The organism is Halosegnis marinus (assembly GCF_029338355.1).
Classification (GTDB): Archaea; Halobacteriota; Halobacteria; order Halobacteriales; family Haloarculaceae; genus Halosegnis; species Halosegnis marinus.
Genome location: NZ_CP119802.1, coordinates 402,950 through 428,464, shown reverse-complemented (window position 1 = coordinate 428,464; position 25,515 = coordinate 402,950). Strand labels below are relative to the sequence as shown.

The 25,515-nt window shown below is 72.3% G+C and carries 28 protein-coding genes; 15 read left to right on the top strand and 13 right to left on the bottom strand.

Annotated features, from left to right (window positions below):
• Positions 1-15 precede the first annotated feature (15 nt).
• Positions 16-1,041, top strand: coding sequence for a DUF7972 family membrane protein (locus P2T37_RS02485; RefSeq protein ID WP_276235174.1), 1,026 nt, complete (start codon positions 16-18; stop codon positions 1,039-1,041).
• A 9-nt stretch (positions 1,042-1,050) separates the two neighbouring features.
• On the opposite strand, the gene thrS is transcribed toward P2T37_RS02485, so the two are convergent.
• Positions 1,051-2,976 (bottom strand): threonine--tRNA ligase, encoded by a 1,926-nt coding sequence (gene thrS / locus P2T37_RS02480; RefSeq protein ID WP_276235173.1) that lies wholly within the window; start codon positions 2,974-2,976, stop codon positions 1,051-1,053.
• Positions 2,977-3,107: 131 nt separating this feature from the next.
• Here thrS and P2T37_RS02475 point away from each other — a divergent pair, with 131 nt between their 5' ends.
• Genes P2T37_RS02475 through P2T37_RS02465 form a run of 3 tightly spaced genes read left to right on the top strand, consistent with a single transcriptional unit; the run spans position 3,108 to position 4,794 of the window.
• Positions 3,108-3,677, top strand: a complete 570-nt coding sequence (locus P2T37_RS02475) for a HalX domain-containing protein (RefSeq protein WP_276235171.1) — start codon at positions 3,108-3,110, stop codon at positions 3,675-3,677.
• Positions 3,674-4,177, top strand: coding sequence for a hypothetical protein (locus P2T37_RS02470; RefSeq protein ID WP_276235170.1), 504 nt, complete (start codon positions 3,674-3,676; stop codon positions 4,175-4,177). Before P2T37_RS02475 ends, P2T37_RS02470 begins: the two co-directional genes overlap by 4 nt.
• Positions 4,174-4,794, top strand: a complete 621-nt coding sequence (locus P2T37_RS02465) for a hypothetical protein (protein WP_276235169.1) — start codon at positions 4,174-4,176, stop codon at positions 4,792-4,794. Before P2T37_RS02470 ends, P2T37_RS02465 begins: the two co-directional genes overlap by 4 nt.
• On the opposite strand, the gene P2T37_RS02460 is transcribed toward P2T37_RS02465, so the two are convergent.
• The 5 genes from P2T37_RS02460 to P2T37_RS02440 all read right to left on the bottom strand — a co-directional run bounded on the left by P2T37_RS02460 (position 4,795) and on the right by P2T37_RS02440 (position 8,765).
• Positions 4,795-5,226 carry a PaaI family thioesterase gene (locus P2T37_RS02460; RefSeq protein ID WP_276235168.1) on the bottom strand — a complete coding sequence of 144 codons (432 nt, stop codon included), beginning with the start codon at positions 5,224-5,226 and terminating at the stop codon, positions 4,795-4,797.
• A gap of 27 nt (positions 5,227-5,253) precedes the next feature.
• A complete protein-coding gene (locus P2T37_RS02455) occupies positions 5,254-5,781 on the bottom strand; it encodes a hypothetical protein (protein WP_276235167.1) in 528 nt (175 codons plus the stop codon).
• Entirely contained in the window at positions 5,778-6,797 is a 1,020-nt protein-coding gene (locus tag P2T37_RS02450) for a dipeptide epimerase (RefSeq protein ID WP_276235166.1), read from the bottom strand. The genes P2T37_RS02455 and P2T37_RS02450 overlap by 4 nt, the downstream gene beginning before the upstream one ends.
• Positions 6,794-7,819, bottom strand: coding sequence for an N-acetyltransferase DgcN family protein (locus P2T37_RS02445; RefSeq protein WP_276235165.1), 1,026 nt, complete (start codon positions 7,817-7,819; stop codon positions 6,794-6,796). Before P2T37_RS02445 ends, P2T37_RS02450 begins: the two co-directional genes overlap by 4 nt.
• Before the next feature lie 64 nt (positions 7,820-7,883).
• A complete protein-coding gene (locus P2T37_RS02440; protein ID WP_276235164.1) occupies positions 7,884-8,765 on the bottom strand; it encodes a Vms1/Ankzf1 family peptidyl-tRNA hydrolase in 882 nt (293 codons plus the stop codon).
• A gap of 91 nt (positions 8,766-8,856) precedes the next feature.
• Here P2T37_RS02440 and P2T37_RS02435 point away from each other — a divergent pair, with 91 nt between their 5' ends.
• Positions 8,857-9,594, top strand: coding sequence for a hypothetical protein (locus tag P2T37_RS02435; RefSeq protein WP_276235163.1), 738 nt, complete (start codon positions 8,857-8,859; stop codon positions 9,592-9,594).
• On the opposite strand, the gene P2T37_RS02430 is transcribed toward P2T37_RS02435, so the two are convergent.
• Entirely contained in the window at positions 9,587-10,198 is a 612-nt protein-coding gene (locus P2T37_RS02430; protein WP_276235162.1) for a translation initiation factor IF-2 subunit beta, read from the bottom strand. The genes P2T37_RS02435 and P2T37_RS02430 overlap by 8 nt on opposite strands.
• A 119-nt stretch (positions 10,199-10,317) precedes the next feature.
• On the opposite strand from P2T37_RS02430, the gene P2T37_RS02425 reads away from it, so the two are divergent.
• Positions 10,318-11,685 (top strand): endo-1,4-beta-xylanase, encoded by a 1,368-nt coding sequence (locus tag P2T37_RS02425; protein WP_276235161.1) that lies wholly within the window; start codon positions 10,318-10,320, stop codon positions 11,683-11,685.
• Here P2T37_RS02425 and P2T37_RS02420 read toward each other — a convergent pair.
• The gene (locus tag P2T37_RS02420; protein ID WP_276235160.1) at positions 11,682-12,119 is read right to left on the bottom strand and encodes a hypothetical protein; all 438 of its coding nucleotides are present in this window, start codon (positions 12,117-12,119) and stop codon (positions 11,682-11,684) included. The two genes, P2T37_RS02425 and P2T37_RS02420, sit on opposite strands and share 4 nt — an antisense overlap.
• Positions 12,120-12,223: 104 nt before the next feature.
• Between P2T37_RS02420 and P2T37_RS02415 the strand changes: the two genes are divergently transcribed.
• The 3 genes from P2T37_RS02415 to P2T37_RS02405 all read left to right on the top strand — a co-directional run bounded on the left by P2T37_RS02415 (position 12,224) and on the right by P2T37_RS02405 (position 14,963).
• Positions 12,224-12,793 carry a response regulator transcription factor gene (locus P2T37_RS02415; RefSeq protein ID WP_276235159.1) on the top strand — a complete coding sequence of 190 codons (570 nt, stop codon included), beginning with the start codon at positions 12,224-12,226 and terminating at the stop codon, positions 12,791-12,793.
• Between the two features lie 51 nt (positions 12,794-12,844).
• Entirely contained in the window at positions 12,845-13,573 is a 729-nt protein-coding gene (locus P2T37_RS02410) for a GIY-YIG domain-containing protein (RefSeq protein ID WP_276235158.1), read from the top strand.
• Positions 13,574-13,667: 94 nt separating this feature from the next.
• Complete coding sequence (locus P2T37_RS02405) at positions 13,668-14,963, top strand: O-acetylhomoserine aminocarboxypropyltransferase/cysteine synthase family protein (RefSeq protein ID WP_276235157.1); 1,296 nt, start codon at positions 13,668-13,670, stop codon at positions 14,961-14,963.
• A gap of 81 nt (positions 14,964-15,044) precedes the next feature.
• Here P2T37_RS02405 and P2T37_RS02400 read toward each other — a convergent pair whose 3' ends face one another.
• Complete coding sequence (locus P2T37_RS02400; RefSeq protein ID WP_276235156.1) at positions 15,045-15,728, bottom strand: DUF6498-containing protein; 684 nt, start codon at positions 15,726-15,728, stop codon at positions 15,045-15,047.
• A 284-nt stretch (positions 15,729-16,012) separates the two neighbouring features.
• On the opposite strand from P2T37_RS02400, the gene P2T37_RS02395 reads away from it, so the two are divergent.
• Entirely contained in the window at positions 16,013-17,137 is a 1,125-nt protein-coding gene (locus P2T37_RS02395; RefSeq protein ID WP_276235155.1) for a thiamine pyrophosphate-dependent dehydrogenase E1 component subunit alpha, read from the top strand.
• Here the strand turns inward: P2T37_RS02395 and P2T37_RS02390 are convergent, their stop codons facing one another.
• The gene (locus P2T37_RS02390; protein WP_276235154.1) at positions 17,138-18,154 is read right to left on the bottom strand and encodes a deoxyhypusine synthase; all 1,017 of its coding nucleotides are present in this window, start codon (positions 18,152-18,154) and stop codon (positions 17,138-17,140) included.
• A 483-nt stretch (positions 18,155-18,637) separates the two neighbouring features.
• Here P2T37_RS02390 and P2T37_RS02385 point away from each other — a divergent pair, with 483 nt between their 5' ends.
• The 5 genes from P2T37_RS02385 (at position 18,638) to P2T37_RS02365 (ending at position 22,103) form a co-directional block, all read left to right on the top strand.
• Positions 18,638-19,600 (top strand): beta-ribofuranosylaminobenzene 5'-phosphate synthase family protein, encoded by a 963-nt coding sequence (locus P2T37_RS02385; protein ID WP_276235153.1) that lies wholly within the window; start codon positions 18,638-18,640, stop codon positions 19,598-19,600.
• Between the two features lie 47 nt (positions 19,601-19,647).
• Positions 19,648-20,484, top strand: a complete 837-nt coding sequence (locus P2T37_RS02380) for an RAD55 family ATPase (protein ID WP_276235152.1) — start codon at positions 19,648-19,650, stop codon at positions 20,482-20,484.
• Between the two features lie 49 nt (positions 20,485-20,533).
• The gene (locus P2T37_RS02375; protein WP_276235151.1) at positions 20,534-21,238 is read left to right on the top strand and encodes a hypothetical protein; all 705 of its coding nucleotides are present in this window, start codon (positions 20,534-20,536) and stop codon (positions 21,236-21,238) included.
• Positions 21,235-21,717, top strand: coding sequence for a DUF8135 domain-containing protein (locus P2T37_RS02370; RefSeq protein WP_276235150.1), 483 nt, complete (start codon positions 21,235-21,237; stop codon positions 21,715-21,717). Before P2T37_RS02375 ends, P2T37_RS02370 begins: the two co-directional genes overlap by 4 nt.
• Before the next feature lie 62 nt (positions 21,718-21,779).
• Positions 21,780-22,103: a transcription factor S gene (locus P2T37_RS02365; RefSeq protein ID WP_276235149.1), complete on the top strand. Its 324-nt coding sequence runs from the start codon at positions 21,780-21,782 to the stop codon at positions 22,101-22,103.
• A 206-nt stretch (positions 22,104-22,309) separates the two neighbouring features.
• Here P2T37_RS02365 and P2T37_RS02360 read toward each other — a convergent pair whose 3' ends face one another.
• From P2T37_RS02360 to P2T37_RS02350, 3 genes are all read right to left on the bottom strand, one after another.
• The gene (locus tag P2T37_RS02360) at positions 22,310-23,578 is read right to left on the bottom strand and encodes a Glu/Leu/Phe/Val family dehydrogenase (RefSeq protein WP_276235148.1); all 1,269 of its coding nucleotides are present in this window, start codon (positions 23,576-23,578) and stop codon (positions 22,310-22,312) included.
• A gap of 72 nt (positions 23,579-23,650) precedes the next feature.
• Positions 23,651-25,081: an NAD(P)H-hydrate dehydratase gene (locus P2T37_RS02355; RefSeq protein ID WP_276235147.1), complete on the bottom strand. Its 1,431-nt coding sequence runs from the start codon at positions 25,079-25,081 to the stop codon at positions 23,651-23,653.
• A gap of 32 nt (positions 25,082-25,113) precedes the next feature.
• Positions 25,114-25,515: a hypothetical protein gene (locus P2T37_RS02350; protein ID WP_276235146.1), complete on the bottom strand. Its 402-nt coding sequence runs from the start codon at positions 25,513-25,515 to the stop codon at positions 25,114-25,116.

The following is a 25,515-nucleotide window of genomic DNA, read 5'->3' as shown; positions in this document are numbered from 1 at the left end:
TCGTGAACGGGAGCCATGACCGACGACGCGCCGAGCGACACCTTGCGCGAGCGCGCCGACGAGAGCCGCTGGAAGCTGTGGCTCCTGATGAACGCCGACCGGCGGGTGGTCGCCGGGGTGTTGTTGCTCGCGGTGTTCCTCTCGCTCGGCGTCGCCGCCGCCCTCGCCCCCGGCGTCGCCGACACGCTCCGTAACTCCGACTCCGTGGACACGGTGTTCCAGGGCCTGCTCACGGCCACCATCACCGGCGTCACGCTCGTCCTGACGCTGAACCAGCTCGTCCTCTCGCAGGAACTGGGCGCCGTCGGCGACCAGCGCGAGCGCATGGAGGGGGCGATGTCCTTTCGCGACGACGCCGCGGACCTGCTCGAAGCCCCGGTCGCGCCGGCCCGCCCCGCGCAGTTCCTCCGCGCGTTCGTCCAGGTGGCGGGCGAGCGGGCCCGCGACCTCCGGGCGACCGTCGGCGACGGCTCCGACGCGGGGCGGGCGGTCGCGGACCTCACCGACAGCCTCGTCGGCAACGCCGACCGGGTGGCCGACTCGCTCGACGGCGCCACCTTCGGCGAGTTCGACGTGGTGGCCGCCGCGCTCGACTTCAACTACTCGTGGAAGGTGTTCGCGGCGCGGCGCATCGACGCCGAGTACGGCGACGACCTCACCGACGAGGGGCGCGCGGCGCTGGACCGCCTCACCGACGTGCTGCGGCTGTTCGGCCCCGCCCGCGAGCACTTCAAGACGCTCTACTTCCAGTGGGAGCTCATCAACCTCTCGCGGGCAATCCTCACGGCCGCGCTCCCGGCGCTCGTCGTCTCCGTGTTCATGGTCGGCTTCTTCGACCGCACGGCGTACGGCGTCGTCGCGGGCGTCGACCTCGTGGTGGCGGCGGTGCTCGTCGGCGTCGTGGTCGCCGTCGCGCCGTTCGTCATCCTGCTCGCCTACGTGCTCCGCATCGCGACGGTGACGAAACACACCCTCTCCATCGGCCCGTTCATCCTCCGCGAGACGGAGGGGGCGACCGAGGTGGAGTGGGACACGGAGTAGCGCGGCCCCTTACTCGGCGAGGAAGTCCGGTTCGATGGTCCGTTCGGCGATTTCCTCGTCGAGGTGGTCGCGGAACGCCTCGGGGTCGACGTCGTTCGCCTCGTTCTCGAAGCGGTCGCGCACGGAGACGGTGCCCGCCTCCGCCTCGTTCCCGCCGACGACGAGCATGTACGGGACGCGGTCGTCGTGGCCGGCGCGTATCTTCCGTCCGATGGTCCAGTCCCGGTCGTCCACCTCGATGCGGTGGTCGCCGAGTTCGTTCTTCACGCGGTGGGCGTAGCCGAGTTGGTCGTCCGAGATGGGGAGGATACGCACCTGCTCGGGCGCGAGCCACGTCGGGAAGTTCCCGTCGAAGTGCTCGATGAGAACCATGAAGAAGCGCTCGTAGGAGCCGTACAGCGCGCGGTGTATCATGACCGGACGGTGTTCCTCGTTGTCCTCGCCGGTGTACGAGAGGTCGAACCGCTCGGGCATGTTGAAGTCGAGCTGGACGGTCGGCCCGTCCCAGACCCGGCCGAGCGCGTCCTCGAACCCGAAGTCGATCTTCGGCCCGTAGAACGCGCCGTCGCCGTCCTCGATGTCGTACTCGTAGCCGCCCGAGTCGAGGACGTCGCGCAGCTGCGACTCCGCCTGCTCCCATATCTCGTCGGAGCCGACGGACTTCTCGGGCCGGGTGGCGAGCGCGACCTCCACGTCGAGTCCCAGCGTCTCCACCACCTCGAAGATGAGTTCGATGACCTGCTCGATCTCCGCACGGATCTGGTCCGGCCGGACGAACAGGTGGCCGTCGTCGATGGTGAACGACCAGACGCGGGAGAGCCCCGAGAGCTCCCCCCGCTGTTCCTTCCGGTACACCTTCCCGTTCTCGAAGTAGCGAACCGGGAAGTCGCGGTACGACCAGTTCGACTGGTCGAAGATGGTCGCGTGGCCCGGGCAGTTCATCGGTTTCAGCCCGTACTCCTCGTCGTTCACGTCGAGGAGGAACATGTCGTCGACGTAGTTATCGTAGTGGCCGGACTTCTTCCACAGCTCCGTGCGGAACAGGTGCGGGGTCTCGACCTCCTCGTAGCCCGCCTCCCGGTTGAGCCGGCCGGCGAACTCGGAGAGCTCGCGGAGCACCGTCTTGCCGGCCGGGTGGTACAGCGGGAGCCCCGGGCCGGTCGTCTCGTCGATGGAGAAGAGGTCCATCTCCTGTCCGAGCTTCCGGTGGTCGCGCTCCTTCGCCTCCTCGCGCATGTCCAGGAACTCCTCCAGGGCCGACTCCGACCCGAAGGCCGTCCCGTACACCCGCGTCAGCGTGTCGTTCTCCTCGTCGCCGCGCCAGTACGACGCCGAGATGTTGAGCAGCTTCACCGCGCCGATCTCCCCCGTCGAGTCGACGTGCGGGCCCTGACAGAGGTCCTGCCAGTCGTCCTGCACGTAGAAGGAGACCGTGTCCTCGTCGGCTGCCTCCGTGTTCAGGATGTCCCGCTTGTACTCGTTGTCCGCGTACAGGTCGAGCGCCGCCTCGCGGGAGCGCTCGACCCGCTCGATGGCGTAGTCGGCGTCGAGTATCGACTCCATCTCCGACTCTATCTCGTCGAGGTCGCTCTCGTCGAGGTCGACCTCGGTCACGTCGTAGTAGAAGCCGTCGTCCGTCGGCGGGCCGATGGTGAGCTTCGCCTCGGGGAAGAGGCGCTGGAGCGCCTGTGCGAACACGTGGGCCGCGGAGTGGCGCAGCACCTGCAGGTACTCGTCGGACTGGTCGGTGACGATGACGACGCGGTCGCCGTCCGCGACCGGGTCGACCTTGTCCACGAGTTCGCCGTTGACGACGCCCGCGACCGTGTCGGCCCCGAGTCCGGGACCGATCTCGTAGGCCACGTCCTCGACGGACGACCCCTCCGGGACGGAGAGTTCGGAGCCGTCGGGCAGCGTGACCGTGACCTCGCTCATATCTCCGTGAAGCCGGAGACGCCGTATAAGCGTTTAGAGACCGCGGCGTGTGGTAGTAAATGGCACGACCCGTTCTCCCCGCGAGAGAACGCCCGCCCGTGTTTATACTCCCCGCATGACAACGCCGAACCATGTCCACGAACGGCCCCGGAGCCCGGGTGTTGCTCGCCGAGGACGAGGAGGGGCTGGCGACGCTGTACGCCTCGTGGCTCCGCGAGCACCACGAGGTGACCGTCGTCGCCGACGGGACCGCGGCGCTGGAGGCCTACGACGGCCACGACGTCGTGTTGCTCGACCGGATGATGCCGGAGCTGAGCGGCGGGGAGACGCTCGGCGCGCTCCGCGACCGCGGAATCGACGTGCCGGTGGCGATGGTCACGGCGGTGGAACCCGACCTCGACCTCGCCGGGATGCCGTTCGACGAGTACCTCTACAAGCCCGTGCCGCGCGCGGACCTCCGCGAGGCCGTCTCGCGGCTCGCGGCCCGCGGCGCGTACGACGACCGCCTCCGCCGCCACTACGCGCTCGCGGCGAAGCTCGCGACCCTGGAGGAACACGTTCCCGCGAGCGAACTGGCCGGCTCCGAGGCGTACGCCGAACTCGAAGCCGAGTTCGCGGCGCTCGACGCCGACCTGTTCGACGCGGGCGGCGACCTCGACGACGACGACCTCGCCGCCGTCCTCCGGGGTGGCGACGCGTGAGCCGGGTCGCGCTCGTCGTCGGTCCCCCCGACCGCCGCCGCGAGTACGTGCTCCCGCGGCTCGCCGAGGGGGACCGACCGGCCGTCCTGCTGCCCGACGACCCGGGAACGCTCGCGGCCGAGTACGCCGCGCTCGACGGGCCGAAGCCGCTCGTCGTCGCCGCGGACGGCCCGGTGCCGGACGGCATCGAGGCGCGAACCGTGGCCGAGCGGACGGTGCCGGCCGTCGGGGAGGCCGGCCTCGCGGCGCTCGCCGAGGGCGCCGACCGGCTGTGGCTCGCCGCGCCCGCCACGGCGCTCGCCGGCGACGTTCAGGGCGCCTATCGCCTGCTGTACGTCCTCACACAGCGGGTCCGCGAGCGCGGGGCGAGGGCGTGGTTCTCGCTCGGCCCCGACGCCGACGCCCGCACGCGGCGCATCCTCGGCCGCGCGGTCGACGACGTCGTGACCCCCGACGGCGAGGAGCCGACCGTCGGGACACGGGCGGTCGAGGGAGCGTGAGCGCCGGCGGCGAGACGTTCGAACGGGTCGTCGCCTCGCTGCGGGCGTGGGAGCCGTCCCCCGGGACGACGGGCGGTGCCCGCGCGGTCCGTGCCCGGCTGGACGCCGACCTGAACGCCGACGCGGGGACGCCGTGGGAGCGGGCCGTCGTCGAGCGCACCCGCGGCTCGCTCGTCGGCGACGTGGTCGTGGACGGCGCGGTCGGGGTCGTCCTGCTCGACGCCGCACACGTCCCCTCGGTGACCGCGCGGCTGGGCGTGCTCGCCGACCACTTCGAGTACCTCGTCGTCTACTGGTGGGCGACCGACCCCGCGGGCGCCGACGCCCGCCGCACGGTCGAGCGCTACCACTCCGCGAACGAACTGGGGCTCTCGGGGCTGGCGTACGTCTCGCGGCCCGCGCCGGCGTCCGCGACGACCGAGGGGCGGTCGCTCGCCGGGCCGGTGGCGCTCGCGGCCGGAGCCGGGGCGACGGCGCTGTTGTGCGCCGCCACGGTCGCCGTCGGCGCGGGCGCGGTCGGGCCGCTCGCCTCGGACGCGCTCGCCCGCGGCCTGCTCGCCGCGACGGGGGCGCTGTTCCTCGGGACGCTCGGGCTCGGCGCGGCGATGACCCGGTAGCTACTCGTAGCCGATGTCGGGCGTCAGCTCGACGCTCGACTCCACGAAGGTGCCCGAGCCGCGGGCCAGCTGGTTCCCGTCGTCGTCGTACGCGACGGCCTCGGCGATGCGCTGGCGCGGGTGGTCGTTGACGACCCGGCCCTCGGCGCGAACCGTCCCCTCGGAGACGGGCCGGGTGAGGTGGATGTTGAAGTTCGTCGTCAACACGAAGACGTCCTCGACCAGCGAGTTCGCGGCGAAGAAGGCGGCGTCGTCGAGCGCCTTGAAGTACACCGAGCCGTGGACCGCGCCGGCGGCGTGGAACTGCTTCTCCTTGACGGGGAGGCGGACCTCGGCCTCGCCCTCGCCGATGGAGATGTCGGCGTCGTAGTCCTCGCTCATGGGGGAGTCGAGGTACATCCGTTCGAGCTTCGCGTAGTGGCTGTCGTGCACGCCGGAGCCTCGCCGAGGTCGGGCAAATCAGTTGCGCGTGCGGGCCAGCCGCGCCGCGAGCCAGCCGCACCAGCCGCACCAGCCGAGGAGCGCGAGCGGACGGACGAACGGGAACAGCGCCGCCGCCACGCAGAGCAGGCCGACGACGGCCGCCGCGTTCTCCGCGCCCGTCGTCAGGCGGTCGTCGTTCGCGGCGAGACCGACGGCGAGGAAGAACACGCCCGTCGCCGTGAACTGCATCATCGCGGCGGCGATGCGGGCGACGCCGTCGAGCGCGGCCGGCGAGAGGACGGCCGCCGCGACGCCGGCGACCGCGCCGAGGAGCGCGCCGAGCAGGGCCGTGAAGCCGGCCGGGCCGTCCCGCTCGCGCGCGAACCACGCGGCGACGACGGCGAGGCTCGCGCCCGCAAGCACGCGGCCGCTCCCGCTCGCGGTCGCCGCCCACGGCGGCCGCGCGACGCCGAACAGCGCCGCGAGGAACGGGACGGCGAGCAGCGCCGCGCCGACGGCCGCGAGCGCCGCCGAGAGCAGGGCGCTCGTCCGGGTGACCCTCATCGGCGGTGCGCCCCGGTGCCGGTCGCCGTGTCCGTCGGGTCGAGTTCGGGGACGGGCGGCCCGGCGAAGGGGTCCGACCCCTCCGCGAGCAGGAGCGAGCCGTCGAGGTCCGCGTAGTCGAGCAGCGGCGCGAGGTGGACGCCCGCGGCGATGGCGGCGTTCGACTCGACCATGCAGCCGAGCATCGTCTCCATCCCGTGGGCGCGCGCCGCGTGGAACGCCTCGACCGCGGGCCGGACGCCGCCGCACTTCATCAGTTTCACGTTGGCGATGTCGGCGACGCGGGCGGCCCCGGGCACGTCGCTCGCGGTCACCAGCGACTCGTCCGCGGCGATGGGGACGGGCGAGGCCTCGAAGGCGCGCCGGGCGCCCGCCGGGTTCGACGCCGCCACCGGCTGTTCGACGAACTCGACGCGCCCCGCGAGCGCCTCGCACTTCCGTATCGCCTCGGCGGGCGTCCACGCCTCGTTCGCGTCGACGCGCAGGCGCGCGTCGGGCGCGGCGTCGGTCACCGCCTCGACGATGTCGAGGTCGCGGTCCGTCCCGAGCTTCACCTTCAGCACGGAGTGGCCGGCGGCGGCCGCCTCCCGGGCCTTCCGCGCCATCTCGTCGGTGTCGGCCAGGCCGACGGTGAACGACGAGACGGGCGTCTCGCTCGCGTCGAGGCCGAGGTAGCGATACAGGGGAAGGCCGTGCAGTTCGGAGACGAGGTCGTGGAGCGCGATATCGACCGCCGCCTTCGCCGCCGCGTTGCCCGCGACGACCTCGTCCATCGCGGCGTGGGCCGCGTCGAGGTCGTGGGGGTCCTCGGGCAGGGCGTCGAGCAGGTCGGGGAGGACGGCCTCGACGGTGTCGGGGGTCTCGCCGTAGTGGGCGGACGGCGCGGCCGCGCCCACCCCCGTCAGCCCCTCGTGGGTCAGTTCGACGACGACGTTCTCGGCGGTCGTCTGTGTCCCGCGGGCGATGCCGAACGGCTCCGCGAGGTCGAGCGTCACCCGCTCGACGGCGGCGTTCACAGGATCGCCTCCAGCAGCGCGCCGGGGCCGTCGCGAACCGGGTCGGCGACGGGCGCGCCCACCTGCGAGCGGTAGCGGTCGAGCGCGTCCGTCGCGTCGCCGTCGGAGAGGTGCTTCGTGTTGAGCGCGCCCGCGACGACCTCGGTCGGGGCGACCGGCTCGGCCAGCGACTCGTACAGCCCCCCGACGTAGCCGGGGTTCGGTATCTCGAACGACTCGTAGCCGTGAATCGCCTCGCGGCCGGCCTCGTGGCACAACACCAGCGCGTCCGGCATCGCCCCGTGGAGGATGGCCGTGGTCACCGCCGAGTACGCCGGGTGGACGATGCTTCCCTGCCCCTCGACGAACAGGTAGTCGTGGTCGGCGCGCTCGCGGACCATCCGCTCGACCGCGCCCGCCGCGAAGTCGCTCACCACGCGGTCCACGGGGATGCCCCAGTCCTCGATGACGATGCCGGTCTGGCCCGTCGGGACGAACGCGGCGTCCACCCCCCGGTCCACGGCGGCCTCGTACAGCTCCCGCGTCGTCGTCATCTTCCCCGTCGAGCAGTCGGTGCCGACGGTGAGGACGACCTCCGTGTCGAGGTCGCGTGCCACGCCCTCCGCCACTCCGAGGTCGTCCGGGGGCTTTCGCACGTCCCACAGCTCACCGCCGTGCTCCGCGGCGAGGGCCGCGAACTCCTCGTCGTCGTTCAGGAAGTAGTGGAGTCCCGCGACCACGTCCGCGCCCGCTTCGAGCGCGGCGCGCACGTCCGGCCGCCACGACTCGTTGAAGCCGCCGCCGATGGGCGCGACCCCGATGATCAGCGCGTCGAAGTCGGGGCAGTCCGCGACCCGCCCGACGACCGGCGCGTCCGGCACGCCGTCGAGGTAGTCGGTCGTGCGGGCGTCCGGGTCGGCCTCGGCTATCTCGCGGTCCACCACGGCCACCGGCTCGTCGTCGGCGTACCGGAGCACCCCGACCGCCGTCTTCGCCCGGTCGGGAAAGCCCTCGTGGGCCAACAGGGCCACGCGTCGTGTCATACGCTGGGGTGCGGTGGCGGCGTCTAAAACCCGTCGTCGCCGGTCGCTCTCGGGGGTCGGCCGGTCAGACCGCGACGAGCCGCGCCGACCAGAAGTCGCGGAAGGCGGCGTCGATGGCCTCGTCGGGGTCGCCCGTCGCGTCCACGCTCGCCGTCGCGTCGGCGTCGAACTCCCCGAGCAGGGTGGACTCGCCGGCGACGTAGAGGCGGTCGGCGTCCGCCTCGGCGACGGCCGCGCGGCACCGCTTCAGGTGGTCGCGTATCTGTCCGTCGCGGAGCCGCTCGAAGCGCCCCTGCGAGAAGCCGCCCTTCGAGTGGTTGTCCATCACGTCGGTCGTGAAGCCGGTCAGCGACTCGCGGTCGGCCCCCTCGTACACGCCGAGCGCGAAGGTGTCCGAGCGCACCAGCGCGAAGGCGAACCGGCCGGTGGGCCGGTACCACTCGTCGGGCGCGGCGAAGCCGTCGGCCCACTCGACGCGCTCGTCGGGGAGCAGGGCGGGCCGGAGCGTCGCGCTCACGAGGCCCGCGTCGTCGGCGTAGGCGACACACGGCGCGGCGCTCGCCACGGCGGGCGCGCGGTCGCCGAACGCCTCGCGGACCGCCTCGGGCAGGTCGTGGCCGTCGGGAACGACGGCGGTGAGCGCGCCCTCGGGGCCCGTTTCGAGGCTCCGCAGGCGCGCGAGCACCTCGTCGCGGCGCCCCCCGGCCAGTCGCTCGCGCCGCCGCGGCCCGACGCTCCCATCCTCGTCCTCCTCGACCCGCCCCTCGAGGTCGGCGATGCGGTCCTCCAGCCGGTTCAGTTCCTCCTCGGCCTCCTGTCGCGCGGCGACGGCCTCGCGCCGGCGCTCGCTCTCGGCGTCGCGCTCGCGTTCGAGGTGGCGGACCTCCTCCTCCAGTTCCTCGATGCGCTCCTTCAGTTCGGTGCGGCCGAGCAGGTCGTCGAGCATCGCCGGAGCGACGGGGCGGCGCGGCAAAAACCCACCTCCGCGCGGCTTCCGGGACCCGACGAGCCATGTCCGTGGCGCGCCACGGTGGGGTATGGACGACGACGGCGACGCCGACCACGGGGAGCGCGCGGTCCACCTGCTCGGGACGGAGCGGTGGCCCGCGATAGCGGACGCCTACACGATGGGCGCGTACGGCCACCTCGCGGGCTACGAGGGGTTCGGGCGCGACATGACGGCCGAGCGGTCGAGCGTCGGCGACGGCCTCCGCCACCTGTTCCTCGCGGGGGTCGCGGCGCGGCTGGCCGGCGACGACGCCCGCGCCCGGAACCGGGCGCTCCAGGGCGTCCTCGTGGCGACGGACCACCGCGAGCGCGTCGCTGGGGTCGACGCCGCGGCCTGCGACGAGTGGGTCGGTCACCTGCGGACGCTCGCCGGGAACGCCGAGAAGGCGTCGGACGCCTACGACCGCGCCGCCGCGGGCTACGAGTCGGCCGACCCGGACGACCCCGCGGGCGCGACGACGCGGCCGCTCCTGCAGGCGGGGACGGACCTGCTCACGCAGCTCTCGCGCCCGGAGGACGCGGCGTGGGACGACATCCACGGGGACGGGAGCACGGCGCTCGCGCGGCGGGTGCGATTCGCCCGGGCGCGGCTTGGGGAGTACGTGGCGGCGCGCGTCGAGGCGGGCCACCTCCACGCGCCCCGCGGCTCGACGGAGTACGGAAACGGCTCGTACGAGTGTCCCGAATGCGGGTCGAACGACATCAACCACGTCGCGGGGACGGTGCTGTGTCTGCGCTGTGACGCGAGAACGGAGCGGGTCAGTTGACGAGCGACGCGAACGCGAGGTCGCCGCTGGTGTTGTCGATGCGGACGCGGACCGTCTGGCCCTCGCTCGCGCCCGGGACGAAGATGGTGTACTTCCCCTTGTTGGCGACGCCGTCGCCCTTCCGGCCGGTCCCCGTTATCTCCACCTCGTAGGTGCCGCCGGTCTCGACGGTCGGTCGGCTCCGGGAGGTGGTCGAGCGGCGCTTCTGGACGGGGCGGAACGCGCCACAGGCGGTACACCGGAGCATCTGGACGCCGTCCTCGCGGACGAGCCGCGTGTCGGGGAGGCCGCACTCCGAACAGAGGACGTACTCGTCGCTGTACGCGTCGACGGCGTTCTCGAAGTCGGCGAGCGTGAACGACCCGTTGTAGCGGCCGCGGCCGTCCTCGTACTGCCCGTTCGTCCCGAACTCGCGCTGGATGAAGCGGTGGAGGTGTTCCGGGTCGCGCGCCAGCGCGTCGGCGATGCGGTCGAGGTTCGTCAGTCGGGTGAACGCGCCGTCAGTCTCCCCCTCGGGGTCGGGGACCTGCAGGCGGTCGCCCCCTTCGTTCGGCCCGTCGGGCATCGACTCGTGTGCCCGGTCGAGCAGAGAATCGTAGTCCATAGGCTAGTGAAGCGATTCCGACCTAAATGTCCTCCGAGAGGGCTGGCACCGCGCCGCACGACGGGCGGCGGGGCCGCCGACCCGCCGCTTTTGCGTCCGGCGAGCGTACGTCCGGGCGAATGGACAGACGCGCCTTCCTCGCCGCCGCGGCGACGGCCGGGGTCGCCGGCTGTACCGCGCCGGGGTCGCGGACACCGACGGGGACGACCGGCGCGACGAGCGAGGCGGCCCTGCCCGACCCACCCGAGCGTCCCGACGGGGAGTGGGACGCCACGGGCGAGGCGTGGGAGGCCCGCGCCGACGAGCGCATCGCCGACCACCGGCGGGGCCCGCTCGAACTCCGGGTGACGCGCGACGGCGACCCCGTCGCGGACGCGCCGGTCGACCTCGTCCTCCGCGAGCACGCGGTGCAGTTCGGCACCGCGTACAACGTCTCGCGGTTCCGGGGGCTCGACGCCGACCACCCCTACCGGACGTGGGTCGGCCGGCTGTTCGGCGAGACCGTGCTGGAGAACGCCCACAAGTGGCGACAGTGGACCATGCCCGACGGCCACGCGCGCACCCACCCCGTCATCGAGTTCCTGCGCTCGCGGGGAATCGCGGTCGACGGCGCGCCCGTCGTCTGGCAGCGCGAGGGGGAGGACGTGCTCCCGGACGCGGTGTTCGCGGCGATGGACGCCGACGACACCGACCGGCTCCGCGCGCTCGTCCGCGACCACGTCCGCACGCTCGTCGGCCACAACGCCGCCGACCACGACATCCGGCGCTGGGTCCTCCTGAACGAACAGCTCGACGCCCACGCCGTGACGGACGCGCTCTCCGACGCCCCGCCGACGCGGGTGCCGGCGCTGCGCGAGTGGTTCCGCGTCGCCGCCGAGGCCGCACCCTCGGCCGTCCTCTCCGTGAACGAGTACGACGTGCTCTCGCGGGACCGCCCCGCTCATCGCGACCGCTACGCCGACCTCGTCTCCTTTCTCTCGGAGGGGCCGCTCCACGAGGTGGGCTTTCAGGCCCACTACACCGACCCCGAGGGGACCGTCCCGCCCGCGGAGCTGTACCGCCGGCTGGAGCGGTTCGCGGGCCTCGGCGACCACGCGCTCGCGGTGACGGAGTTCGACACCGTCGGCATCGGCGACCCCGAGCGCGCGGGCGACTACCTCTACCGGGTGCTGAAGACCTGCTACTCCCACCCGGCGCTGTCGGCGTTCCGGCTGTGGGGGTTCTGGGACGACCAGCACTGGGCCGGGGAGGCGCCGCTGTTCTTCGCCGACTGGTCGCGGAAGCCGGGCTTCGACGCCTACGCCGACCTGCTGTTCGACCAGTGGTACACCCACGAGCGCGGGCGGACGGACGCCGACGGGCGGTTCCGCGTCGAGGGGGCCGACCTCGGGCGCTACCGGGTCGCCGTCGCCGCCGACGGCGGGGTGCGGACGGGGACGGCCGCCGCGACGGACCCCGAGGGAACCGTCGCCCGGGTACGGCTCTAGAGCGCCGAGAGCGCGTCCGCCGCGCGAAGCTCCCCGACGGTGGGGTACCACGCGCCGCGCACGCCGTTCGCGCCGTTGGGGACGGGGGAGTCGAGCGGCACCAGCCCGCCCAGTTCGAACACGACGACGACGCGCTCCTCGGAGAACGGGTCGATGAGCGCCGCCCAGTCGGCCTCGTCCATCGGCCCGGCCTCGCCGCGCGTCTGCTCGACCCGGTCCGTGACGGGCGCGTAGTGGGTGACGGCGGAGACGGGCGCGGTCCGGTAGAAGGCCATGTAGTCGAACGCGCGGCGCGTCCGCTCGTAGGAACGCGGCGCGGGGTAGAAGCCGGCGCGACACCGCTCGAACGTCTCCGACCGCACGGCGACGAGACACGCCGTCGCGTCCGCCGGGGCGTCGTCGTCGGGCGCGTCGCCGAACCGGTCGAGGTCCATACGTCCGGGAAGGGACGCGGCGAGAAATACGACACGGCGGCGCGTTCTCAGAGCGTGATAACGCGATGCACGGTTTATATCGATGTGTCCGTATCGTCGTACACATGACCGACGCCACCGACGGTCGGCCCCACGTCCTGCTCGTCGAGGACGAGCCGGAGCTGGCCGACCTGTACGAGACGTGGCTCTCGGCCGAGTACGAGGTGACGACGGCCGGGGACGGCCCGACCGCGCTGGAGGCGTTCGACGCGAGCGTGGACGTGGTGCTGCTCGACCGGCGGATGCCGGGGATGCCCGGCGACGAGGTGTTGTCCGTCATCCGCGAGACGGACGCGACCGCCCGGGTCGCGATGGTTACCGCGGTCGAGCCCGACGAGGACGCCGTCGACCTCGGCTTCGACGACTACCTGTGCAAGCCCGCGGGCCGCGGCGACCTGCTCGCGCTCGTCGCGACGCTCGTCCGCCGGGCCGAGTACGACGCCGACGCGCGGCGCCACTTCGCGCTCGCCCGCAAGATCGGCCTGCTGGAGACGCACCTGCCGGCCCGCGAGCTCGCGGAGTCGGAGGCGTACGCCGAACTCAAAGCCGAGTTCGAGGCGCTCGACGTGGACCTCTCCGCGCGGCTCTCGGACTCCTCCCCCGAGGACATCCGGGCCGCCATCGCCGGCCGGTAGCCACCCGCCGCCGAGCGGGACGCTCTTCGTACCGGAGGACGACGCCCGACCATGAGCCGTGCCGCCGACCTCGACCGGTTCTACGACCTGCTCGCCGACCTCTCCGACCGGGTCGGCGGCGCGCGCCGGCTGAAGGACTGTACCGGCTACATGGACTGGCCCGACCGGGGCGTCTACGTCTTTCTCGCGCCCGGCGAGACGCGCGCCGACTCGAACGAGCCGCGCGTCACCCGGGTCGGCACCCACGCCGTCTCGGCCGGGAGCGGCACATCGCTGTGGGACCGGCTGAAACAGCACTACGGGACCGGCGACGGGAGCAGCGACCACCCCCACGGCGGGAACCACCGCGGCTCCGTCTACCGGCTCCGGGTCGGGGAGGCGCTCGCCGAGCGGTACGACCTCCGCGGCGAGTACCCGGACTGGGGGACGCGGTGGTCGGGGGTCGAGCGCGAGCGTGACGCCGTCCGCGACGGGGAGTACCCGCTCGAACGCCGGGTGAGCACCTACCTCCGAGACCAGCCGTTCCTGTGGGTCGGTATCGACGACGAGCCGGGGCCGGACAGCGACCGCGCGTTCGTGGAGCGCAACGCCATCGCCCTGCTGTCGAACCGCGACCGCCCGGCCGTCGACCCCCGGCGCGACGTGTGGCTCGGCCGGGACAGCCGAAGCCCCGCCATTCGTGCGTCGGGCCTGTGGAACGTCGACCACACCGACGAGTCGTACGACCCGGCCTTCCTCGACACGCTGGCGGAAGCCGTCGCGCGCACGGACGGCGTGTAGGGCGGGCCACGGGGTAAGCGGCGGGTCGTCGGGACGAACGAGTGAGTCTTGCGACGAACGGTAACAGTAAACGACTCGGCGTCGGGAACGGTGTATGAGCGACGACCCAGACTCGCGTTCGATAGCGACCGACTCGCTGCACGCCGGCCAGGAGCCGGACCCCGCGACGGGCGCTCGCGCGCCCCCGCTGTACCAGACGACCTCGTTCGTCTTCGACGACGCCGAGGACGCGGCCGAGCAGTTCGCCCTGGAGAAGCCGGGGTACATCTACTCGCGGCTGATGAACCCGACGCTGGAGACGCTCCAGGAGCGGCTGGCCGCCCTCGAAGGCGGCGTCGGCGCGGCCGTCACCTCCTCCGGGATGGCCGCGTTCGACCTCACGAACTTCATCCTCGCCGAGGCGGGCGACAACGTCGTCAGTTCGACCTCGCTGTACGGGGGGACCTACACCTACCTCACCCACACCGTCGAGCGCCGGGGCGTGACCACGCGGTTCGTGGACACCCTCGACTACGACGCCTACGAGGAGGCCATCGACGAGGACACGGCGTACGTCCACCTCGAAACCGTCGGGAACCCCGCGCTCGACACCCCCGACATCGAGCGCATCGCCGACATCGCCCACGAGAACGACACGCCGCTGTTCGTGGACAACACCTTCGCGACGCCCGCGCTCTGCAAGCCGCTCGACCACGGCGCGGACCTCGTGTGGAACTCCACGACGAAGTGGCTCCACGGCTCCGGCACCACCGTGGGCGGCGTCGTCGTCGACGGCGGCTCCTTCCCGTGGGGCGACCACCCCGAGAAGTACCCCGAACTCGCACAGGACAACCCCGCCTACCACGGCGTGAACTTCGTCGAGACGTTCGGCGAGGCGGCGTTCACCTACGCGGCCATCGCCCGCGGCCTGCGCGACCTCGGCAACCAACAGTCGCCCTTCGACGCGTGGCAGACGATACAGGGCATCGAGACGCTCCCGCTCCGGATGGAGCGCCACTGCGAGAACGCGATGCTCGTCGCCGAACGGCTGGAGGCCCACCCGGACGTCGAATGGGTGAACTACCCCGGCCTCGAGTCCCACCCGACCCACGAGAACGCCACGAAGTACCTCGACGGGGGGTACGGCGGGATGATAACCTTCGGCGTCGCGGGCGGCTACGAGGCGGCCCGGAAGACGGTCGAATCGACGGACCTCGCCAGCCTGCTCGCCAACGTCGGCGACGCGAAGACGCTCATCATCCACCCGGCGAGTACGACCCATCAGCAGCTCACCGACGAGGAGAAGGAAGCGTCTGGCGTGACGGACGAACTCGTGCGGCTCTCGGTCGGCATCGAGGACCCCGCGGAGATAATCGCCGACCTCGAAGCGGCCATCGAGGCGGCGACCTGAGGCGGACCGGGAACGGAACGGCCTCGGCACTCACGGCTCACGACCCACCCGTCGTGGACGTGGTGGGGGCCGTCCGGCGAGTCAGCGGTACGCGAGCGGGACGTGCTCCGCGAGATGGGCCACGAGGTCGAGAACCGTCTTGCCCACGACCAGGAGGACGACGCTCCAGAGCGGCGTGTCGTAGACGACCATCGCGATACCGCCGACGAGGACGGCGTAGTGGAGGACGACCGCCCGCGTCAGCGGCGTGAACGTGGCCTGCATCGGGGAGCGACGTCTGAACTCCCCGCCGGCGAGGTAGTTCACGACGAAGGAGACGCCGTGGCTCAGCACCATCGCGCCCGCGGCCGGCACGAGGAGGGCGAACGTCGCCACGGACACACCCGGAAACCACGCGGCATCGCCGAACGACATCGTCGGGAACACGAACAAGAAGACGCCGTGGGCGAGCCAGAGGAAGCCGTACATGACGACGAACCCCAGCGTGAGGCCGATTCGCTCGCCCGGGCCGCCCGCACCCGGCCCCTGATACGCGCTGACGCCGAACAACACCGACGCGACGACCGACTCGCCGACCCCGCGTGCGAGGAGGATCCGCGGCAGCGTGAGCAGTCCGATGACGGCGGATTCGAGCCAGTAGAGGACGAGCACGTCGAAGGCCGACCAACCCCAGACGGCCAGCCCGACGAGCGGAACGGTGTTGGCGACGAGGAGGGAGGCCGCACCCGCGACGAGTCGCGGTGGGACGAAGTCGGAGCCGTTCACGCGGAGACAACGCGAAGCGAGGATTTCACCGTTGTGCCGGCTTCTCGCCCCTCGTCTCGACGACTGTCCGCTCCGAGGGGGTGGCGAACGCGGCCCTCGACGTTCGTTCTCCCGGGACGGATGAACGGAAGGCTGGCCTCGGCACTCATAGGGCTCGTCACGGCCGGGTGCCTACGCCGGCTCGGCCCGCGCGCTCGTCATCGGCCGGTCGGGGCTACCCGACGGGCGGGCAAGAGCGTTGCCGCTCGGGGCAGAGCTATGTCGGGGGCGGCGCCACACGGGGTATGGACGAAGCCGAGCGCCGCGCCCTGCTCGACCGGGACCACGACGACCGCATCGGCTTCCTCGCGCCGGACGGGACGCTCCGCGAGGGGTACGAGCCCTCCCTCCCGCCGGACCGTCTCGTCGCGCTGTACGCGGACATGAAGCTCGGGCGGCACTTCGACGACCGGATGGTGAGCCTCCAGCGGCAGGGCCGAATCGGGACGTACTCGCCGATGGCCGGCCAGGAGGGGTCCGGCTTCGGGTCGATGTACGCGCTCGCCGAGGACGACTGGGTGTTCTACCAGTACCGCGAGCACGCCGCGCCGCTCGTGCGCGGCTTCCCGCCGGGGTACCTCCACTACTGGTCCGGCCACGAGTCCGGGACCGCGGCGCTCGCGGACGCGAACGTGTTCCCCCTGAACATCTGCATCGGGGACCACATCCCGCACGTCACCGGGATGGGGATGGCCGCGCGCCTGCAAGGGAACGACGACGAGGCCTTCGTCGCCCACTTCGGCGACGGCGCCACCTCGGAGGGGGACTTCCACGAGGGGCTGAACTTCGCCGGGGTGTACGACACCCCGACGGTGTTCCTGTGTCACAACAACGGGTGGGCCATCTCCGTGCCGCGCGAGGAGCAGACGCGCTCGCGGACCATCGCGCAGAAGGCAGACGCCTACGGCTTCGAGGGCGTGCAGGTGGACGGCATGGACCCGCTCGCCGTCTACGAGGTGACGCGGGCGGCCCGCGAGAAGGCGCTCGATCCGCGCGAGGGCGAGGCCCGGCCCACGCTCGTCGAGGCCGTCGAGTACCGCTACGGGGCGCACACGACCGCGGACGACCCGTCGGCCTACCGCGACGACGACGAGGTCGAGCAGTGGCGGCGCGTGGACCCCATCGACAGGCTGGAGGCGTACCTCCGGCGCGAGGGTCTGCTGGACGACGACGAGGTCGAGCGCATCGAGTCCGAGAACGCCGACCGGATGGCCGCCGCGGTGGACGACCTCGCCGAGGTCGAGGCCGACCCGGACGAGATGTTCGCGGACGTGTTCGCGGAGCCGACCCCGCGGATGGTCGAGCAGCGCGAGTACCTGCGGGACCTGCGCGAGCGCCACGGGGACGCCGCGCTGCTCAGAGAGGAGTAGTCACGCCAGCCGCTCGCGCGCCGTCGCCACCAGCAGGGGGAGGAAGACGGTCGCGTCGCCGACGACGGTCGCGTTGCGCGCGCCCTTCTCCAGTTTTCCCCACGAGCGGGCCTCGTCGAGCGTCGCGCCCGACAGCCCCCCGGTGTGGTCGGGGTCGGTCGTCACCTGCACCGCGTAGTCGTAGGCGTTCGGCGTGACGAGCATCGTCTGGAGGGTGAAGTTCTTCGGGACGCCCCCGCCGACGAGCAGGCACCCGGCCCGCTCGGCGTCGTACGCGAGGTCCGTCAGCGGCGTCATGTCGGCCAGCGCGTCGAGCGCGAAGTCGGAGGTCTGCGAGTACATCCACGCCTGGAGGCCGAGCACGGAATCGGAGACCGCCGGGCAGTAGATGGGCACGTCGGACTCGTAGGCCGCGGCCGCGACCCCGGGGTCCTCCTCGACGCCCTCGCGCTCGTTCACCGCGGCGTTCGCCCGGCCGAGTTCGCGCGTGAACCGCTCGATGCTCACCGTTCCCTCCTTCTCCAGCGGCGGGAACACCTCCTCGCGGAGGTGCGACTCGAACAGCGCGAAGTGTTCCTGCGGGAGGTAGACGTTGTAGACGCGGTCGACCTCCTCGTCGCGGAGCGTCTCGTCGTGTTCCCGGGCCGTCTTCCCCTCGGCCTCGGGCGCGCCGTGGTGGTGTTTCCCCCCGACGGCCTCGATGGCGTCGTGGGTGAGGTTCGCGCCCGTCGTCACCAGCGCGTCCACGTAGCCGTCGCGGATGAGGTCGGAGACCACCTTCCGCATCCCCGTCGGGACCATCGCGCCCGCGAGCGACATGAACACGGTGCAGTCGTCGTCGGCCAGCATCTCGGTGTAGATGTCCGCGGCCTCGTGGACGTCCGCCGCGCCGATGCCGGCCTCGCCGTACCCCTCCACGAGTTCGCCGACGGTCATCCCCGACCAGACGTGCGTGTGGCCGAGCGGGTCGTGGCTGAACTCCTCGCGCTCGGGCTCCTCCCATGCGTCCTCGGTCATTGGTCCCCGTTCCCGGCGCGGGGGTTTGAACGTCGTGATTGCCGTCGTTCCGATGTGTCCGTGTTGCGACTGGGGAATCGGTGTGTGACACCGCCGAAGCCCTCGCCCTTCGGGAGTCCACCAGGAACAGCACAGCACCAACCCTTCCCCTCGACTCGCACGCTCGCGGTGCTCGCGACGAGTCCGCCCCTGTCGGCCGTGGCGCGCGCTGACTCGCCCCTCGTCGCGAGTCAGTAAGCGTTCGAGGTGTTCGTGAGCGCCGCGAACGAACGCTCGGAAGGCGAGCGGAGCGAGTCTTCCGGTGGAGGAGTGAGCGACGCGAACGAGTCGGCTGGGGAGGCGCGTGGGCGGTGCGGCCGCGGGGCGGTTTCTCATAGAACCGCGCGAGCAGGGCGTTCCCGGGGTGGTTCTTGCGGACGAGGAACGACGCCACGTCTTACCGGGGTCGAAACCCCGAACCGGGCACGGGAGGAAGGGGACGTAATGACACGCGTCTCCGCGGGGGGCCGGCTCCACGTCGGCTTCCTGAACCTCTCGCTGGCGCGCGAGCGCCTCTACGGCGGGGTCGGGGTCGGCCTCGCGGCGCCGCGGGTGACGCTCGACGCCGAGCGAGCCGACGCCGTCGTCTGCGACGACCCGCTCGTCGCCGACTACGCGTCGCGGGTCTGCGACCTGCTGGACGTGCCCGGGGCGCGAATCGCGGTCGAGGAGACCCTGCCGCGCCACGTCGGCCTCGGGTCGGGGACACAGGTCGCGCTCGCGACGCTCGCGGCGGTAGCCGGGGCCTACGACCGGGCGCCGCGGGTCCGCGAGCGCGCCCCGGCGCTCGGTCGCGGTGGTCGCTCGGGCGTGGGCGTGGCGACGTTCGAGGGCGGCGGCTTCGTCGTGGACGCCGGCCACCCGACGGAGCGGTTCACGACGGCCGCGCCCGCGGACGGCGAGTGGACGGTGCCGCCGGTGACCGCGCGCCACGACCTGCCCGAGGAGTGGCGCGCGCTGCTCGTTCTCCCCGAGGCTCCGACCGGGCGCTCCGGCGAGCAGGAGGACGCGTCGATGCGCGCGGTCGTGGAGCGGGCCGACCCGACCGTCGCCGACGAGGCGGCGGGCATCCTCGCGCGACGGCTGCTCCCCGCGGCGGCGACGGGCGACCTCGACGCGTTCGGGCGGGCGGTCGGGGAGTTCGGCCGGCTCAACGGCGCGTGGTACGCGGACGCGCAGGGCGGCGTCTATCGGCCGCCGGCGGGCGAACTCGTGGAGGCGCTCGGGGGCGAACCGGGCGTCGTCGGCGTCGGGCAGTCGTCGTGGGGCCCGGCCGTGTACGGGCTGACGAGCGCCGACCGCGCCGGTGCTGCGCGCGAGGCGGGGGAGGCCGCCCTTGACGTCGCCGGCGTGGGCGGGGAGGTCCGGGTCGTCCCGCTGGCGTCGGCGGGCGCGCGAGTCGAGTGAGTCCGCCGCCGGGTGTGTTTTAAGTCCGGTGCGGCACACGGGAGCGTATGGAGCGAATCCCGTTCGGCATCCGGCGGCTGGACACGACCATCGACGGTGGTGCCCCGCCGGGGAGCCTCGTCCTGCTCTCGGGCGAGGCGGGTGCCGGCGCGCGGGAGTTCATGTACACGTCCGCGGTGATGAACGCGCTCGCGGACGCCGAGCCTGACCTGTTTGACCTCTACTACGGCGCCGTGCCGGAGGGCGCGGCCACCGCCCCGGACGTCCACTACGTCTCCTTCACCGCCGAGGGGGAGCGACTGCGCCGCGAGATAGAGCTCGTGATGGACGAGGAGATGGCCGACGCCGTCGCCGACGCGATGACCTTTCACGACCTCTCGCCGGAGTACTTCCGCATCTCGCCGGTGCCGCGCGACTGGTACTCCGCGCGGACGACGACCATCGCCGACCTCGGGGGCCAGGAGGACCGCACCAGCGTTCCCGAGGCCCTCGGCGACGTGCTCTCGGCGCACGCCGCCGACAGCCTCGTCGTCATCGACTCGCTCACCGACCTCATCAGCGCCTCGGGCGAGGACCTCGCGTGGTCGGACATCCCGAAGCTCCTGAAGGGGATGGCGCGCGCCGCCCACGAGTGGGGCGGGCTGCTGCTCGTGCTGTTGAACCACGAGACGCTGACGGACGAGCGCCACGGCCAGCTCATCGACGCGTGCGACGGCACCTTCCTGTTCGAGTGGGAGTCGGGCGGCTCGACGCGCGCCCGGACGCTCGTCGTCCGGGAGTTCCGCGGCGTCCTCTCGCAGATAGAGGACGAGGACATCGTCCAGTTCGAGACGGAGATCGGCGAGGCCGGCTTCGACATCAGCGACGTGCGGAAGATACGCTGAGCGCCCTGGGGCCAACGTTTATAGAATCTCCGTCGGTAAGTAGTGCATAATGGCCACCGAACAGTCGGAGGGGGAGCCGCTGTCCGTGGACCTGCCGCCCGACCTCGACGCGTGGCTGTCGGAGCAGGCGACGGAACAGGGGCTCGGCCGCGAACAACTGCTCCAGCGCCTGCTCGAAGCGGCGCGGCTCGCGCTGGCGGCGGACGAGGAGGTCGGCGGCGTCGACGAGCTCGCCGCGCGCGTCGATGCGTTGGAGTCGGACCTCGACGAGAAGGTCGACGACGTGCGCGACCGCGTCATCCAGGTCAAGAAGGAGACGGACCGGAAGGCGCCCGCCGACCACGGCCACGCCGAACTCGACCGGCTCGACGCGCTGGAGGACGAGATCGCCGGGCTCGCAACCACCCTCTCGGACCTCCAGGCCGATGTGGAGGGGCTCGAAACCGAGGTGGAGGGGAACGGCGAGGCCGTCGAGCGCGTGCAGGGCCGCGTCCGGCAGGTCGCCGCCGCGGTCGTCCGCATCCAGCGCGCCGCGGGCGACGACGACGGCGACGACGCCCGGCTGGAGGAGCTCCGGCGGGTCGCCGTCACCCGCGGCTTCCGCGAGGCGAACTGCGCCGCCTGCGGCGAGTCGGTCGATATCGGCCTGCTCTCCGAGGCGACGTGTCCCCACTGCGACGCGGCGTTCCACGACGTGACCGGCCGCAGCGGCTTCTTCTCGACCCCCTCGCTCGTCGGGGAGGAGGGGCAGTGACCGACCGCGAGGACACGCCGGACGACGTCGAGTCGGCCGTCGACGAGGTCGACGACGACGCGCCGGAGGTATCCATCGAGACGGAGCCGTACGGCTCCGGGAGCCCCGGCACGCCCGCGGACCCGGACGACCCGTTCGACTCCCTTCCCGACGCCGGCGACGACGACCCCTTCGTCGAGATGGACGCGGACCTCGCGGCGCTCGACGACGACGTGTTCGAGACGCTCGGCGGCGACGAGGACACGACCGAGGCGACGGACCTCGACGTGGAGAGCGACCCCGAAATCGAACGCGCCGCGGAGGGCGTCGTCGTCCCGAAACGGAGCTACTGCGAGCGGTGTCAGTACTTCACGGACCCGCCGGACGTCGCGTGTGAGAACCCCGGCACGACCATCCACGAACTCACCGACGTGACGCACTTCCGCGTGTCGAACTGCCCGGTCGTCGCCGACCGCGGCGTCGGCGCGCCCAACGAGTAACGGGCAACGAGCAGCGAGCGGCGAGTAGCCGGTCTTTTGTCCGCGCGGACGCGAGTGCGACCATGCAGTTCTGCGACGAGTGCGGCTCGATGATGCACGCGGACGGCGAGGAGATGGTCTGTTCGTCGTGCGGTGCGACCGTCGCGAAGGACACCGACCTCGCGGAGCAGTACACCTCTACCGAGGCGCAGGACGACAGCGACGTGATAGAGACGACGGAGGACGCGAACTTCGAGGGGAAACCCACGGCCGAGGACGTGAAGTGCGACGAGTGCGGCACCCGGAAGGCGTGGTACACCATCAAACAGACCGGGAGCGCCGACGAGCCCCCGACGCGCTTCTTCAAGTGTACCGAGTGCGGGCACCGCTGGCGGGAGTACTCGTAGGGTCGGGGGTCGTCCCTTCGGCAGTGCTTTACAGCGTCCGCGAGGGAGCGACGCGACCGAGCGGTTCCCCGTGGCGACCGGAGGGAGCCGCGGGACCGAGCCCCGACCACCGCGCCCGCAGGGCGCGACGGGAGGGGCGACGTGTCTTTTTCATGAACGTTTTTGCCGCGAGCAGCCGCTTCGCGGCTGCGAGCGTGTAAAAAGGTTCAGGGGAAGAGCCCGCGCATCTCGTGGGCCTTGCCCACCCGTTCGAGCGCGACCACGTAGGCCGCGGTCCGCAGGTCCGGCGTCTCGCGGGCGGTGTAGGCGTCGAGCATCTCGTCGAAGGCGCGCGCCAGCCGCGTCTCCAGGTCGTCGTTCACCTGTTCGAGGTCCCACGAGTACTGCTGGGAGTTCTGGACCCATTCGAGGTACGAGACGATGACGCCGCCGGCGTTGGCGAGGATGTCGGGGACGACCTGCACGTCGCGCTCGCGGAGGACAACGTCCGCGGCGACCGTGGTGGGACCGTTCGCGGCCTCCACGACCACGTCGGCGCGGAGCTCCTCGGCCACGTCCTCGGTGATGACGTTCTCGATGGCCGCGGGAATCAGCGCGTCCACGTCCAGCCGGAGGAGGTCGTCGTTCGATATCGCGTCGGCGTGGTCGTAGCCGTCGTCGGTGTCGGCGTAGCCCGCCATCACGCCCTTCTCCGCGACGTGGCGCTCGATAGCCATCACGTCCAGCCCCGACTCGTCGTGGAGCGCGCCCGAGACGTCCGAGACGGCGACGACGTTCGCGCCCATCGAGGAGAGCAGGCGCGCGGTGACGGAGCCGACGTTGCCGAACCCCTGGACGGCGACGGTCGCGCCGTCGAGGTCGCGGTCGAGGTAGTCGAAGGTGCGCCGCGTGGTGATGGCGACGCCGCGGCCCGTCGCCTCGACGCGGCCCGCGGTGCCGCCGACCTCGATGGGCTTGCCCGTCACCACGTCCGGGATGACGTAGCCGCCGTACATCGAGTAGGTGTCCATTATCCACGCCATCTCGCGGCCGCCGGTGTTGATGTCCGGCGCGGGCACGTCCATATCCGGACCGATCATCCGGCGGACGCCCTCGGTGTAGCGCCGCGTCAACTTCTCCACCTCGCGGTCGGACATGGTCGTCGGGTCGCAGACGACGCCGCCCTTCGCGCCGCCGTAGGGGAGGTCGACGAGCGCCGTCTTCCACGTCATCCACCCCGCGAGCGCCGTCACCTCGTCCTGCGAGACGGTCGGGTGGTAGCGGATGCCGCCCTTGAACGGGCCGCGCGCGGAGTCGAACTGGCAGCGGAACCCCTCGAACACGTCCACGCTCCCGTCGTCGCGCTCGACGGGCAGAGTCACCTTCAGCGTCCGCTCGGGGTGCTTGAGTCGCTCGAAGACGCCGGCGTCCACGTCGGCGTACGGCTCCGCGTTCTCCATCTGGGCGAGCATGTTGCCCAGCGCGTCCTCGGCCATGTCCCCCGCTCGGAGGCCGCTTATTTAAGCCGTGTTACTCACGACGACTCGTGACAAATATTGCCACGCGCGTCACCCGCGCCGGAGCGCCCCCGGCAGCTCGGCGACGAGGTCCGTCGCCGTGAGGCCGTTCCCCTGTCGTTCCGCGACGCGGTCCCCGGCGGTGCCGTTCGCCCACGCCGCCACGGCCGCGGCCTCGGGCGGGTCGAGGACGCACGCGAGCGCGCCCGTCGCGCCCGCCAGCACGTCGCCCGTCCCCCCCACGGTCATCCCGGGGTTTCCGGTTCGATTGCGCCGGGTGCGCTCGCCGTCGGATATCACGTCCTGTGCCCCCTTCACGAGCAGCGTGTGGCCCACCTCCGCGGCGAACGACTCCACGAGCGCGGCGCGTTCCGCGGGGTCGTCGGCCGTCTCGCCGCCCATCTTCCGGAGTTCGCCCTGATGGGGCGTACACACGAGCGTCGCGTCCGTCTCGACCTCGGGAACGACTTGCAGGGCGTCGGCGTCCACGACCGCGGTGCCCTCGTACGCGCCGAGGAAGTCGGCGACGGCATCGAGCGTCTCCCCGGCGCTCCCGAGGCCCGGCCCGAACACGACGACGTCCTGTCCCTCGGCGCGCGCGAGCAGGTCCTCGACGTGCTTGGGGGCGAGGCGGTCGCCCTCGAACCCCCGGACGATGAGGTCCTCGCTGTACCCCTGTATCTCGCGGGCGACCGATTCGGGCGCGGCGACCCGGACGAGGTCCGCGCCCGCCCGCAGGGCGGCCTGTGCCGCGAGCGCCGGGGCACCCGTGTAGGGGCCGCCGCCGACGACGAGCACCTCCCCGTGGTCGCCCTTGTGCGAGTCGCTCGCGCGCGAGAGCCGGAGCAGGTCGCCGGGGCCGACGAACGTCTCCGCGGCCTCCGGGATGCCGATGTCCGCGACGGTCACGTCGGCGTCGAGCGCCGCGAGGCCGGGCTTCTCGTCGTGGAAGGTAACGACGGCGTCTGCGGTGACTGCCCCGCCCGCCGCTTCCCCGGTGTCGGAGTCGACGCCGGAGGGCACGTCCACGGAGAGGACGGTCGCGTCGCAGTCGTTGACGGCCGCGGCCGCGGTGGCCTCGGGCTCGCGGAGCGCGCCCGTCACGCCCGTCCCGAGCATCGCGTCCACGACGAGGTCCGGGTCGCCGAGCGCGAACTCGGCCGAATCGCGGACGACCCGCGCGTCGAGTTCCGTCCCCGCGAGCGCGTCCCAGTTCTCGCGGGCGATGTCGGTCGCGATGGTTTCCGGGCGGCCGAGCAGGTGGACGGTCACCTCGCGGTCGCGCAGGAAGCGCGCGGCGACGAGCGCGTCGCCGCCGTTGTTCCCCCGCCCGCAGACGAGCGCGACGGCGTCCCCGGGACTCGTCATCCCGCGGGCGGCGCGGGCGACGGCGTTGCCGCTCGACTCCATCAGCTGTTTGCGGGGGACGCCGAGCGCCTCGCTGTTGGCGTCCACCACGGCCATCTCGCCGGCGGTTATCATGCCGGTCGGTTCGCGGGCCGGCGGCTAAAAGGTCAGTCCTCGGATTCCTCGCGCTCGCGGGACTGCCGGTCCGCGACGGTGTAGGCGTCCCAGACGGCGTATATCCACACCAGCGGGAACAGCAGGAGGCCGACGAACACCAGCACCGACAGCCCCGCGAGGAAGGAGGCGACGATGACCAGCAGCCCCTTCTCCAGCTCGCGGTTGTACAGCTGTCCGAGGCCGGGGAAGACGGCCGACAGCAGGGCGGCGACGAAGGGGTTGCCGCCCCCGGTCAGGTCCTCGACGGCGCGGTCCACGCCCGAGGAGGGCGGGTCGCGCTGGCGGACGCCACAGTCCGGGCATATCTCCGCCTCGGCGGCGATGACGCTCCCGCAGTTGCGGCAGAACACCTCGTCGGGACCGCGCTCGCGTGACTCGGAGGACTCGCTCAT